At 74.2% G+C, this 12,980-nt stretch carries 9 protein-coding genes; 6 read left to right on the plus strand and 3 right to left on the minus strand.

Annotation, left to right across the window (positions count from 1 at the left end):
- The first annotated feature begins 388 nt into the window (after positions 1-388).
- The 3 genes from OG753_RS34160 to OG753_RS34170 all read left to right on the plus strand — a co-directional run bounded on the left by OG753_RS34160 (position 389) and on the right by OG753_RS34170 (position 4,016).
- Positions 389-1,282, plus strand: coding sequence for a LysR family transcriptional regulator (locus tag OG753_RS34160; RefSeq protein WP_327265513.1), 894 nt, complete (start codon positions 389-391; stop codon positions 1,280-1,282).
- Positions 1,283-1,370: 88 nt separating this feature from the next.
- Positions 1,371-2,663, plus strand: a complete 1,293-nt coding sequence (locus tag OG753_RS34165; RefSeq protein ID WP_405791299.1) for a putative Ig domain-containing protein — start codon at positions 1,371-1,373, stop codon at positions 2,661-2,663.
- Positions 2,664-2,747: 84 nt separating this feature from the next.
- Positions 2,748-4,016: a cytochrome P450 gene (locus tag OG753_RS34170; RefSeq protein WP_405791300.1), complete on the plus strand. Its 1,269-nt coding sequence runs from the start codon at positions 2,748-2,750 to the stop codon at positions 4,014-4,016.
- A 42-nt stretch (positions 4,017-4,058) separates the two neighbouring features.
- Here OG753_RS34170 and OG753_RS34175 read toward each other — a convergent pair whose 3' ends face one another.
- Complete coding sequence (locus OG753_RS34175) at positions 4,059-5,648, minus strand: molybdopterin-dependent oxidoreductase (RefSeq protein WP_405791301.1); 1,590 nt, start codon at positions 5,646-5,648, stop codon at positions 4,059-4,061.
- 204 nt (positions 5,649-5,852) lie between these two features.
- On the opposite strand from OG753_RS34175, the gene OG753_RS34180 reads away from it, so the two are divergent.
- The gene (locus OG753_RS34180) at positions 5,853-7,100 is read left to right on the plus strand and encodes an MFS transporter (protein ID WP_405791302.1); all 1,248 of its coding nucleotides are present in this window, start codon (positions 5,853-5,855) and stop codon (positions 7,098-7,100) included.
- Positions 7,101-7,161: 61 nt separating this feature from the next.
- On the opposite strand, the gene OG753_RS34185 is transcribed toward OG753_RS34180, so the two are convergent.
- Complete coding sequence (locus OG753_RS34185) at positions 7,162-9,486, minus strand: alpha-N-acetylglucosaminidase (RefSeq protein ID WP_405791303.1); 2,325 nt, start codon at positions 9,484-9,486, stop codon at positions 7,162-7,164.
- 19 nt (positions 9,487-9,505) lie between these two features.
- Positions 9,506-11,182: a ricin-type beta-trefoil lectin domain protein gene (locus OG753_RS34190; protein ID WP_405791304.1), complete on the minus strand. Its 1,677-nt coding sequence runs from the start codon at positions 11,180-11,182 to the stop codon at positions 9,506-9,508.
- A 178-nt stretch (positions 11,183-11,360) separates the two neighbouring features.
- Here OG753_RS34190 and OG753_RS34195 point away from each other — a divergent pair, with 178 nt between their 5' ends.
- A complete protein-coding gene (locus OG753_RS34195) occupies positions 11,361-12,002 on the plus strand; it encodes a TetR/AcrR family transcriptional regulator C-terminal domain-containing protein (protein WP_327265520.1) in 642 nt (213 codons plus the stop codon).
- A 14-nt stretch (positions 12,003-12,016) separates the two neighbouring features.
- On the plus strand, positions 12,017-12,964 hold the full coding sequence (locus OG753_RS34200; RefSeq protein WP_405791305.1) for a serine/threonine dehydratase: 948 nt from the start codon (positions 12,017-12,019) through the stop codon (positions 12,962-12,964).
- The last annotated feature ends 16 nt before the right edge of the window (positions 12,965-12,980 follow it).

Consider the following 12,980-nt stretch of genomic DNA (forward strand, 5'->3'; position numbering starts at 1 on the left):
CGGTCACGCGCACCGGCCGGGGCACCCGCCGCGGGTACGGCGGGCTCGAACCGTGGTCGAACACCCGCATGCCGCGATGAATCGTGCGGTGGCCACCCTGCACTGTCAACAGCCATGCGGAATACGGCGCTTCGCACCGGCCACCTCCGCGGAGGACGCGGAATCCGGCCCGGGCGGAGCCACGACACACCCCGGCCGAGCCCGTGGCCTGCGGTGTTCCCCGCCCGGCCGGGCCGCCCCCGCGGCGCGGGCCGGCGCACCGCGCCCTCGCGGACATGCCGCACCGGCATGCCGATCCGCCGACCGGGCATGACCCTTACACGGGCCCGGTCAGTTGTTCACCGGACGAGCCCTTACAGGTACAGCCCCACGCGGTTACCGTCCGGTCATGACCCCCACCCTCGCGCAGCTCCGCTACCTCGTCGCCGTCGCCGACTGCCGCTCCATCACCGGCGCCGCCGCCTCGGTCTTCGTCGCCCAGTCCGCGCTGTCCCGGGCCGTCCAGGCGATGGAGCGCGATCTCGGCGTCGAACTCCTGGCCCGCCGGGGAAGGGGGGTGGACCTCACGCCGGAGGGGGCCCGGGTCGTCCGGCTGGCCCGGACCGTGCTCAACGCGGTGGAGGCCATCGACGACATCGGGACCCCGCACGGCAGCGACACCCGGGCCGTCCTGACCCTCGCCACCACGCCCACCCTCGCCCTTGACCTGGCCACCGACCTGATCGCGGCCTTCACCGGACGGCATCCGACCGTCGACGTCCGGCTGCAGCAGCACGGCAGCAGGGAGGCGCTGGCCGAGGAGGTCACCCAGGGGCGCTCGGAACTGGCCCTGGTCGACCTGCCGATCGACAAGGAGCTCTCCACCCATTTCATCCAGGAGCGCGAGGTGGTGCTGATCTCCCCCCTCGGCTCCCGACTGCCGCACCCGATGCCCCTGCGCATGCTCGACGGGCTGCCCATGGTGCTGCCCACGCCGGGGACGGGCCGGCGCACCGAGATGGAGGCCATGTTCAGCTGCCTCGGGGTACGGCCCGTCCCCACCCTGGAGGTCGATGAACGCCTCGCCTGGGTGACGGGTGTGACGGACGGCCGCGGCTCGCTCATCTGGTACCGGGACGTGGTGCTCCGGGCCTTCGGCAGTCGGGCCGAAATTCGCTCCTTCACACCGCCGTTGCTGCGCCCGGTGGGCATCGCCCACGCACGGCGTCCGCTGAGCCGGGCCGCCCGCGCGTTCATCGCACAGGCCGGGCACAAGGCACCGGTCCGGGAGCCGGTGCGCTGACGGGACATGCCCCCACGGCATTGAACGATGCTCGAACGGGAGGAGGACGGGCCTGGCACACGAACTGATGGCCCCTCACATTGTGTGCATGTCCCGACTCCCTACACCCCCATGGGCCGCCGCCCTCGTGACCGCGGCGCTCGCCACGATCCTGCCCGCACTGGCCTGGACGTCCAGCGCCGGCGCCTCCACCGCCCCCACCCCGCTCCTCGCCCCGCGCGCGGCGGTGGCCGCGGCCGCGGTACCCCTGGCGCCCGAGAAGAAATGCACCCTGCCCGGCGGCCTCGCCGAACTCAGCGGCCTCGCCATGAGCCGCAAGCACCCCGGCGTCTTCTACGCCGTCAACGACAGCGGCAACACCCCTCAGGTCTTCGCGATCGACTGCAGCGCCGCCGCCGGCCGGCTGGTGGCCACCTTCACCCTCTCCGGCGTCGGCAACACCGACTGGGAGGGCCTGGCCCTCGGCAAGGACGGGGGCGGCGGCCCGGCGATCCTGGTCGGCGACATCGGGGACAACCTCAGCGCACGCGCGGAGATCACCGTGCACCGCTTCGCCGAACCCGATCAGCTCACGAGCGCCACGGTCACGCCCGTCACCTTCCGTTTCGCCTACGCCGACGGAAAGCACGACGCCGAGTCACTGCTCGCCGATCCCGTGACCGGTCGGCTCTACATCGCCAGCAAGCTCATCGGAGCCGCCGGGCAGCTCTACCGGGCTCCGCTGGAGCCGGTGACCGGGCAGGTCAACACCCTCACCGCGGTCCGGCCCGGCCCCGTGTTCGCCACGGACGGCGCGTTCTCGCCGTCGGGCGCCTCGTACGTCCTGCGCAGCGGCGGACCGCTCGGCGCCAACACGGCTTCCGTGTACGACAACGCCGGGGTCAGGCTCGCGGACGTCGCCCTGCCGGCCCAGTCGCAGGGGGAGACGGTGACGTACGCCGACTGCGCGAACCTGCTCGTCGGGTCCGAGAACGACCCGCAGATCTGGCGGGTGCCGCTGCCGCCGGAGGCCACCCCGGGCTGCGGCACTCCCACCCCGACGCCCACTCCCACCCCGACGCCCACCCCGACCCCCACGCCGACCCCCACCCCCACCCCGACGCCGACCCCCACCCCCGGCGGGCTGAAGTTCACCGACCCCGGCCCGCAGACGTGCAGGTTCAACCAGTCCTGCACCATCCAGCTCACCACCACCGGCGCCGTGCCCCCCGTCCGGTACGCCGTCACCGGCCTGCCCTGGGGCCTCACCCTCGACAGTGCCTCCGGGCGGATCACCGGCAAGCCCTGGGGCAGCGGCGAGTACCGGGTCACCGCCACCGCCAGCGACTCCACCGGAGCCACCGCGGGCACGGCCTTCACCCTGACGCTCAACTGGTTCTGAGACGGGACGGGGGCGGGCTTGTCCAACCAGCCCCCGAGACCGCACTGTTGACCGAGTTTCGTCCATCAGGTCAGGAGAACCGGCTTGTCGTCCCACATCTCGCCCACCCCGCAGGGCCCGCGCACCCCGCACGTGATCGACCCCGTCGGCGGCTGCCCGCACGCCCTCAACGCCCGGCTGCGCGCCGAGTACGGCGCGGTGGCGGAGGTAGTCCTCCCCGGAGGGGTGCCCGGAGCGGTCGTCCTGGGGCACGACGCGCTGAAGGAGTTCCTCGCCCACTCCGAAGTGGCCAAGAACGCCCAGCACTTCCCGGCCCTGCACGACGGCACCATCCCCGCGGACTGGCCGCTGCGCGTCTTCGCCAACGCCCAGGGCATGCACACCGCGGACGACGCCGACCACCGCCGCCTGCGCGGGCTGGTCGGCAAGGCCTTCACCGTCCGGCAGGTGGAGCGGCTGCGGCCGCGCATCGAGGAGCTCACCACCGGACTCCTCGACGACCTCGGGCTGGCGGCGGCCGCAGCCCCCGACGGGGTCGCCGACCTGTACGAGCACTTCGCCCTCCCGCTCCCGATGAACGTCATCTGCGAGCTGCTCGGCGTGGACCCCGAGCACCGGGGCCGGCTGCACCACCTGACCAACACGGTGGTCATCGCCACCGACATCTCACCGGCCGACAAGATGGCCGCCCTCCACGAACTCATGGCACTGACCGGTGCGATCGCGGCCGCCCGCGCCGAGAACCCCGGCGAGGACCTCACCAGCGCCCTGATCGCCGCCCGCCAGGACGACGGCGACCGGCTCACCGAGATCGAACTCATCGGCACCATGCGGCTGATGCTCGTCGCAGGCCACGAGACCACCCTCAACCTCATCATCAACGCCGTCCGCGCCCTGTGCGCCCACCGCGACCAGCTCGCGCTCGTCCTGGACGCCAAGGCCACCTGGTCGGACGTGGTGGACGAGACCCTGCGCTGGGACACCCCGGTCAGCTGGTTCCCCTTCCGCTACCCCACCCGCGACCTGACCCTCGACGGGACCGTCATCGCGCAGGGCACCCCTGTGCTGGCCGGCTACAGCGCGGCCGGCCGCGACGCGGCCTTCCACGGTCCGGACGCCGACCGCTTCGACATCACGCGCCCCACGGCCGCCCGCAGCCTCTCCTTCGGCCACGGCGCCCACTACTGCACCGGAGCCCCGCTCGCCCGGCTGGAGGCCACGATCGCCCTGGAGCGGCTCTTCACCCGCTTCCCCGACCTCGACCTCGCGGTCCCGGAGGCCGAACTCCCGTACCAGCGCAGCTTCATCAGCAACAACGTCCAGTCGCTCCCGGTCCGCGTGACGCGCCGCTAGGTCCCGGACAAGTCCCTGGGCTGATCCGGGGGCGTCCCCGGATCAGCCCAGGGCCCGGACGTCGACGTCCACCGTGTGCCACCCGGTCGCCCCGTCGGGCACGGTCCCGGTGCGGTCCCCCGTCTGCACGGCGCCCGTGCCGTCCGTCGCGCGGACCTCCAGCCTGTGGCGGCCGGGGGTCGCCTCCCACGGCCACACCCACTGCCGCCAGGTGTCCACGCCGTCCGCGGAACCGAGCCGCGCCTCCTGCCAGGCGCCCCCGTCCACCCGCACCTGGACCCCGTCGATCCCGCGGTGCTGGGCCCACGCCACCCCGGCGACCGCCACCCGGCCCGGCGCCAGGCCGGCGTACGGGCGCGGGGTGTCGATCCGCGACTGCGTCTTGACCGGGGCCTGCTGGGCCCAGGACCTGCGCACCCAGTAGGCGTCGTAGGCGGCGAAGGTGGTCAGCCGCAGCTCATCGATCCACTTGCAGGCCGAGACGTAGCCGTACAGGCCCGGTACGACCATCCGGACCGGGAAGCCGTGCGCGAAGGGCAGGGGCCGCCCGTTCATGCCCACGGCCAGCAGCGCCGCCCGGCCGTCCATGACGGTCTCGACCGGAGTGCCGATGGTCATGCCGTCCACCGAACGCGCCACCAGCTGATCGGCCGGACCACCCTGGGACGGCGGCCGCACCCCCGCCTCGCGGAGCAGGTCCCCGAGGCGTACGCCGAGCCAGCGGGCGTTGCCCGCGTACGGGCCGCCCACCTCGTTGGACACGCAGGTGAGGGTGATGTCGTGCTCGACGACCGGGCGGGCCAGGAGCTGACGCAGATCGAGGGTCAGGGGCCTGCTCACCCCCTCGCCATGGATGCGCAGCCGCCAGGTGTCCGCGTCCACGCGGGGGACGACGAGCGCGGTGTCCACCCGGTAGAAGTCCTGGTTCCCAGTGATGAAGGGGCCGAGCCCGGGCACCCGCAGGTCCGCCCCGGCGGGCACCGGGGGCGCGGGCACCGTGGGGCGGGGGAGCACGAAGTCGGCCCGGGAGGCGGTGGCCCCGGCCGCACCGTGGGCCCCCAGACGGCGCGCGCCGAGGCCGACCCCGGCCGACACCGCCAGGACGGCGGCGACCAGCCGGCCGAAGCCGCGCCGGTCCATCGCCCAGGCTCCTTGCTGCGGCGCTCCGGCCGGGCGGGGCCGCGTCCCCGCCGTGATCAGCAGGTACAGCACGCCGGCCGAGGCCAGTGCGCCCACCAGCGCTGGCAGCGCGTCCCGCCAGGAGGCCTCCGGCCGACTGAGCGCCGCCAGCGCCCCCACCAGTCCGAAGCCGCCCACGACCGCGATCCCGGCCGCGAGGTGGCGTGCGGCGAGCAGCCCGGACCCGACGGCGGCCACGGCCAGGACGGCGAGGATGCCGAGGCCCAGCACCAGCTTGTCGGCGGTGCCGAACAGCCCGATCGCCCATTCCCGGACGGCCACCGGCGTCAGGTCGACCACCGCACCGCCGACGGCCGTGACCGGCGAGGCTTCGGGCCGGCCGGCCGCGGCGGTCAGCTGCGCGAGCGCCAGCCCGGCGACGGCCGCGACGATCCCGCTGACGGCGCCCACCGCGCGCCGCGGCCGTGCGGGACGGCTCGGGTCTGCCTTCACACCGCCAGTGTGCCGCGCTCCGGCGGCTCCGCGGCGATGCCGTGCCGCAGTGCCGCCAAGGGCCGGCGGGGAAGTGGGGGAGTGCGGGCGGCTTACGCCCAGGGTGAAGGGGCCATGCCCAGAGTGAACCGGCCGTGTCGGGGTCCGGGCGCGTGGTGAGGATGGCGTCATGAAACCCCGTGATCTCTCCGAAGAGCAGAAGCCATGTCCGTGAAGCCGGCCCGGAGCGTCAGCACCTCGCCCTACTGGCCGGTGATCACCCACTCGACGCTGCGCCGGCTGTTACCCGGGTTCACCGTCTCGTCCCTCGGCGACGGCATGGCCGTGGTCGCCGTGAGCTGGCTGGCGATCGAGATCGCGCCTGCGGCGGAGCGCGGAATGTGGGTCGCCCTGGCGGCCGCGGCCTACACCCTCTCGGGCGCCGCGGGCGCCGTCCTCCTCGGGCGCTTCCTGAGCCGCCGCTCCCCGGCGCGGCTGGTCGCCTGGGACGCGGTGCTGCGCGCCACCGCTCTGGGTGCGATACCCGTGTGCCACGCCCTCGGGATGCTGAGCATCGAGCTGTACGTCGTGCTGCTCGCCGCGTCCTCCGTCCTCCACTCCTGGGGCCAGGCGGGCATCTACACCCTGCTCGCCCGGCTGCTGCCGGAGCGCGACCATCTGGCCGGCAACGCCGTGCTGTCCGGCATCGGCTCGCTCTGCACCGTCTTCGGCCCGCCGCTCGCCGGCGCCCTCATCCTCTGGGGCGGTGCCGCGACCGTGATCGCCGTCGACGCGGCCACCTTCCTCGTCCTGGCCGCGACCTTCTTCCTCGCCTTCCCGCGGGGCGACGGGCCCGCACCCGGGGCGAGTGCTTCGCGCAGCGCGGGCTTCGCCGTCATCCGCCGCACCCCGGCCCTGCTGGGGCTGCTCGCCCTGAGTTTCGTCTTCTTCTGCCTCTTCGGCCCCGTGTACGTGGCTCTGCCGCTGTACGTGTCGGACGGCCTGGGCGGTCCCGCGGGTCTGCTGGCCGCCTTCTACACCGCGTTCGGTGTCGGCGCCGTCCTCGGCTCCGTGCTGACCGGATACCTGCGCCGCCTGCCGATGTGGCCGGCCACGACCGGCATCGTCCTCGCCTTCGGACTCTTCATGCTGCCGACGGGGCTGGGGGCGCCGACGGCCGTCGCCGTCGTCGGGTTCGCCGCCGCCGGACTGCTCTGGCCCCCGTACGCCTCGCTCTCCACCGCCCTCTTCCAGCGCTCGGCCCCACCGGAACTGCTTCCCCAGACCCTGGCCGCGAGCTCGGCGGTCCGGGTGCTCGCGGTCCCGCTCGGGACGGCACTGGGCGGACCGCTGGTGTCCGGGCTCGGGGCCCGGGAGACCCTGCTGGTCTCGGCCCTCTCGATCGCCGTCCTCGGTCTGGCGGCCGCCGGGGCCGTGCGGGGCGCACGTGCCCGGCGCGGGCGACGGCCGTGACCCGTGCCGAGGGCCGGCCCCGGCACCCGGAAGGGGCGCCGGGGCCGGCCCGTGGCGCAGGTCAGCGGGTGGCGGCCGGCGGGGGCAGGGCTGCCGCGACCTGCTCGGCCAGCCGGTACGGGTCCCCGCTCGGCCGGTCCGGATGCCGGGTGGTCCGCCCGGCCCACTCGGCCTCGAAGGCGTGCCAGTCGATCTGCCGCGGGGCCGCCTTCCGGACCAGCGCCTCGTCCAGCGAAGCGAAGTAGTGCGCCCACCGGGGGGCGTACAACTCCGAGATCAGGCCGCTCCATTCACGGTTCGCGTAGTCGTGCAGGAAACCGCCCTCGCTGGTGCTGCGGCGGCCCCACACGCTCAGGAGCGAGCGGGCGTCGTACTCGTACCGGTCCTGCTCGGCCCGGTCGGTCCCCCAGGAGCGGGCCCCGGAGAGCCAGCCCCCGAGGAGGAAGGCCGGATCGGAACCGGTGACCGCGTCCAGCTTCCGCATCCCGTCCTGCCATTCGGCCGTCAGCGCACGGAAGCGGGTCAGGTCCTTGGCCTCGTAGGCCGCCCTGATCCTCGGCAGCAGTACCCGCGAGTGGTTGGCGAGGGCCTGGCGGGCGGTGTCCACCAGGTCGAAGCGGTAGGCGCTGGAGCCGCGCAGCGCCGGGTCCACCTTCAGCAGGTGGTCCAGGGCCTTGCGCACCGAACCGGCCGGATAGCGCATGGACCGGGGGCTCCAGTACGCCGCCCCGGCCGCGGTCAGCGCCGGCCTTGCGGTGAACAGGCTGTCCTGCGACTCCGACCACAGCCCCGAGGAGGTGCTGTACGGGCCCTTGCGGAGCTCCTCCCAGGCCGCCGCGGCCTCGGCGTCGGGGCGGCCGTAGCGGCGGGCCGCGAAGTCGGCGAACCACTTGCGCTGGTCGATCGGCCCGCGTTCCCAGGCCAGGTCGGTGAAGAGGTCGAAGGCCGCCGGGTTGGTCCCCGTGGCCTCCGGCAGGTAGGCGGTCCCGGCGAGCGCACTGTCCGCCTTGTCCCGCCAGGGGCCGAACCGCTCGATCCAGACCGAGCTGTTCGCACCGACCGTGGTGTGCCCGCCGAAGTTGTAGATGGTGCCCATCGCGTACGGGGCTCCGCCCCAACGGGCCTCGCGGTCCAGCCGGTTGTAACGGTCGGACAGCCCGTCCAGGATCAGCAGCTTCGAGGTGTCCACCCCGGCCAGCAGCTCGGCGGTGGGGTCGTCCTGCCAGCCCAGCACCGCCCACAGCGCGCCGGGGCGGGCGGCGTGCAGCGCGTCCTGGATGGCGCGCGCGGCGGCGCCGACGTCGACGGAGCCGGTCTGGCCGCCCTCGTGCAACGGGCTCATCCGGTACATCGTGCTGTCCCCGAACACCGCGCGCTGCTCGGCGTAGTAGGCGGCGGCCAGCTTCGCGAACACGGGCGAGGCGGGGTCCAGCCAGTCCGGGCGGTCGAAGCCCGCCCAGTCGCCCTGCGCCACCGTCGACGATCCCGGGTTGCGCGCGGCGAACCCGGGCGGCACCGTGCCGAAGTAGCCGGGCAGCACCGCCGTCATGCCGAGCCCGCGCAGCTGCTCGGCGATCCGCCCGCCCAGCGCGGCGCGCTCGCGCATCAGCCGCTCGGGGACCGGGCCGCCGAATTCGCTCAGGTTCTGCAGCAGCCACCAGCTCTGGTGGCCGGGGCCGGGGATCCACCGCCGCAGTTCCTCGGCGGAGTAGCCGAACCCCTGGAGCGCCCGGTAGTACGGGTACTCGGCGCCCACCTGCACGAACACCTCGTTGATGCCGTGCAGGGCCATCAGGTCGATCTGCCGCTGGTGCTCCTCGAAGGAGCGGTAGGGGCCGGAGTACCCGTCGTCGGTGTCGTTCAGCGCGTACCGGTGCGGGACCTGGGCGCTGCGGGTGACCGGTGACGGCACCGCCGGCAGCCGGGCGGGCAGCATGCCGATGCTGTCGCCGGGCCAGCCGATGTCGACCCCGGCGACGTGCTGGAGGTACCAGCCGACACCGGTGAGCAGGGTGGCTCCGGTGCTGCCGCGCACGGTGATCGCGCCGGCGGTCCCGGAGACCGTGAAGGTGTCGGGGCCGGCGGTGGTGTCGGGTACGAGCGTGAACTGCCGCCAGTGGCGCGGAAGGAGCCGCCCCAGAGCCGCCCGCGCGGGCGCGACGTCGAAGGCCCGGGCCCGGGGCGCGGTGGCGTGCGCGTCGGCCCGTACGGCGGTGCGTACGTCCGTCGTCACGCCGGCGCGTGCGGGCGACCCCGCACCCGGGGCGGTGGCCCCGGGCGCGGGCCCCGCGCAGATCAGCGCCAGCAGCGCCGCGGGAAGAGCGGCGAGGGCGAGCGGGCGCCGGGTCCCGGGCCTGCGCCCGCTATGGTGCGTCGGGTTCCTCATCCGTTCGTCGCCCGGGCCGTCAGACCGGCAGGGCCCAGGCCTGGTCGACCCGGTGGTCGCCGCAGTCGGTCAGTCGCAGGCGCTCGGCCGGGGCGGTGGCCGCGGGAGCGGTCAGGCACAGTCCGCTGACCTCCTCGACGAGGGTTCCGTCACGGCGCTGCGACCAGCTCTGGCCGGGCTGTTCGGCGGGCCGGTTCGAGCAGTCGGCCAGCTCCACGAGGCGGCCCTCGCCCACCGACAGGCACTCGCCGGACAGGCGAAGGCGTGCGTCCTCGCCCACGGTCCAGCGCTGGTCGGGCGCTCCGGTGCAGACGGCCATCACCACGGCGCCGACACCGCTCGTGCTGGCCCCGTCGGCGCACCTGGCGCCGTCACCGACGATCTGCCCGGTCGGCACGGCCTCGGCGCAGCCGCGCGGGCTGAGCCGCCAGACCCCGGTGTCGTGCCCGGCCACCTTGCCGGTCAGCGTCCCGGAGATGTCGCGGCTCGCGCCGCTCCACAGGTCCTGGGCGCCGGCCGTGCAGTCGGCCAGGCCGATCTCGGCGAGCGGTACGTTGATGTCCCGGGTGGTGGCCGAGCGGTTGAGCACGGCCACCGCGCGGTCGCCGTTCGCGAGCGGCCGCACCAGGATCTCGAAGGTGGCGTTGGAGGAGACCACCGCGCCCTGACGGCCCATCGGGTCCTGGTCCAGCTGGATCATCCGGGTGTTGCCGAGGGCCGCGAGGCCGGCGGGGGTCAGCCTGGAGACGTCGGAGGACAGGATGAAGGGGGAGGCCATCATGGCCCAGAGGGCGACCTGGCTGCGGCTCTCGGTGGCGGTGAGCCCGGGGGCGCCCGCGATCAGGAAGTCGGGGTCGTTCCAGTTGCCGGGGCCCGCGTAGCGGCCGAGCCAGCGGTTGTAGCCGTAGTTGCCGAGGACGGCACTCCACCGGGAGGTGGCGGGCGACGCCGGGTTGTAGACCTTGATGTCCTTGCCCTCGCGCCACAGCTGGCCGGTCTCGCCGACCCAGCCGAGGACCTTGTGCCAATCGGAGCCGCCCCACTCGCCCTGCTGGAAGTAGGCGGGCGCGGAGGCCGACAGGACCATGTCCCGGCCGCTCTCCCGCAGGGCCTTCGCCACGCCGTTGTAGGCGTCCCGGTACGCCTGCTCCTTGGTCGCGCCCTCCGGGACCCACAGGTTGCAGCCGTCCATCTTGACGTAGTCCACCTTCCAGGAGGCGAACTGGCGGGCGTCCTGCGCGTAGTGGTCCTCGCCGCCGCCCTGGGGTGCGCCACTCCCCGGATACTTCTCGCAGGTCAGGGAGCCCGCGTCCTGGTAGATGCCGAACTTCAGGCCCTTGGCGTGCAGATACTCGCCGAGCCAGGCCATGCCGTGCGGGAACTTCGCCGTGTCGACGACCAGACTGCCCTGTGCGTCACGGCTCTTGGTCATCCAGCAGTCGTCGACGGTCACCGTGTCGTAGCCCTTGGCGGCGAGCCCGGTGGACACGAGCGCGTCGGCGTTGGCGACCACCGTGGCCTCGTCGATGTCGCACATGTAGTGCGCCCAGTTGTTCCAGCCCATGGGAGGGGTGAGCGCGAGCGGGGTGTCCGAGGTCGCCCGGGGCTCGGCCGCCACCGGGGCGGGGGAGAGCACGAGGGCGAACAGGGCGGCCGCGGTCAGACAGGGGAGCGTTGCACGCAGGCGAGGCGGCACGGAGTCTCCTTGACGTGGGGGCAGTGACGGCAGTGACGTGCGGGCAGTCGTGCGCCCAGTGCAGCGAGGTGATTACCCACTGTCAACACAAGTCGCTGATTGTCGGCCGATGACCAGCAATATGGCTGCAATCGGTGTCACACGAAAGTGCAGATACGTCGTATGTTACGGTGTATCTATGCCGCGAAGATCAGCCGCCCTGGACCGCGCGACCCCCGAGGCCATCGCCGTCACCGCCCTGCGGATCCTTGACGAGCAGGGTCCCGGCCACTTGAGCTTCCGCACCCTCGCCGACCGGCTCGACGTCTCCCACGCCACCGTCCAGCGCCGCTGCACGGACCTCGCCGGTCTGCTCGACCTGTGCACCGAGCACCTCGCCGGACAGCTCCCCGAGATCCCCGCCGGCACCGACTGGGCGCAGGCCACCGAACAGCGGTTCCGCTCGCTGTACCTGCTGCTCACCGCCCACCCCGGGCTGCTGGTGCTGCGCGGCGGACGGCCCTGGCTCGGCCGGCAGCTGCTGGCCCGGCTCGTCGAGCCCGCACTCGCCGACAGCGTGGCCGCCGGGATGAGCGTCGCCGAGGCGATGACCGTCTACCGCCGCATGTACCTGCTGACCCTCGGCAGCGCGGCCTTCGTCGACCACCGGGATCCGGCGGGGGCCACCGCCGCCTCGCGCGCCGCCCTGGCCGCACTGGATCCCGGGGACTTCCCCGTGCTCGGCGGCGCCCTGCCCGACGTACTGCCCGCCCTGACGGACCACGAGGTGTACTACGGCGCCCTGCGCCAGCTGATCGAAGCCGCCCGGCCCACCACCTGATGGGGAGACAGTCCATGCAAGCAGCACCGGCCCAGCAGCTCGACTACGCAGCCGTACGCGCCGCCGCGGCCCGGATCGCGGGCGGGGTGCGGCCCGTCACGGTGGCGCCCGCGGCCGAAGGCGTCTGGTACGCGCTGGAGTACCTCCAGCACACCGGGACCTTCAAGGCGCGCGGCGCCCGCAACTTCCTCGCCGCCCACCACGAGGCCGGCACCCTCCCGGCCGCCGGGGTCACCATCGCCTCCGGCGGCAACGCCGGGCTCGCCTGCGCCTGGGCGGCCCGCGCGCTGTCCGTGCCCGCGACCGTGTTCCTGCCCGCCAACGCCCCGCGCGTGAAGGTGGAACGGCTGCGCGGGTACGGGGCCGAGGTGCGGCTCGTCGGCGACCGGTACGCCCAGGCGCTCGCCGCCTGCGAGGAGTTCGCCGCCGGGAGCGGGGCCCTCAGCAGCCATGCCTACGACCACCCGCTCATCGCGGCGGGCGCCGGAACCCTGCTCGACGAGATCCGGGCCGCCCTGCCCGGGCTGGACGCGGTGGTCGTCGCGGTCGGCGGCGGCGGCCTCTTCGCCGGGATCGCCACCGCCGCGCGCGAGCACGGCGTACGGGTGATCGCGGTCGAGCCGGAGAACTGCCGGGCCCTGAACTCCGCCCTGGCGGCGGGCCGGGTCGTGGACGTGACCGTGGACTCCGTCGCCGCCGACTCCCTGGGGGCCACCCGGGTCTCGGCGGACGCGCTCGCCGCCGCGCAGGAGAAGAACGTGACATCCGTCCTCGTGTCCGACGACCGGATCACGGCCGCCCGGCGCGGGCTCTGGGAGGAGCACCGGATCGTGGTCGAGGCGGGTGCGGCCACCGCCCTTGCCGGGCTGCGCGCTGCGCCGGAGCCCCTCGGCGACCGGGTCGCCGTCATCCTCTGCGGGGCCAACACGGACCCCCGGGACCTGGTGGGCCCGGGAGTCTGAGCCAGGCCGGTCCGCC

The sequence above is a fragment of the Streptomyces sp. NBC_00029 genome (assembly GCF_045160505.1).
Lineage (GTDB): Bacteria > Actinomycetota > Actinomycetes > Streptomycetales > Streptomycetaceae > Streptomyces.

What these genes read in the sequence shown, in the direction of transcription:
- OG753_RS34180 (WP_405791302.1), top strand. Translation starts at nt 5,853, where the DNA reads ATGTCCGTGAAGCCGGCCCGGAGCGTCAGCACCTCGCCCTACTGGCCG.
- OG753_RS34185 (WP_405791303.1), bottom strand. Translation starts at nt 9,486, where the DNA reads ATGAGGAACCCGACGCACCATAGCGGGCGCAGGCCCGGGACCCGGCGC.
- OG753_RS34165 (WP_405791299.1), top strand. Translation starts at nt 1,371, where the DNA reads ATGTCCCGACTCCCTACACCCCCATGGGCCGCCGCCCTCGTGACCGCG.
- OG753_RS34200 (WP_405791305.1), top strand. Translation starts at nt 12,017, where the DNA reads ATGCAAGCAGCACCGGCCCAGCAGCTCGACTACGCAGCCGTACGCGCC.
- OG753_RS34160 (WP_327265513.1), top strand. Translation starts at nt 389, where the DNA reads ATGACCCCCACCCTCGCGCAGCTCCGCTACCTCGTCGCCGTCGCCGAC.
- OG753_RS34195 (WP_327265520.1), top strand. Translation starts at nt 11,361, where the DNA reads ATGCCGCGAAGATCAGCCGCCCTGGACCGCGCGACCCCCGAGGCCATC.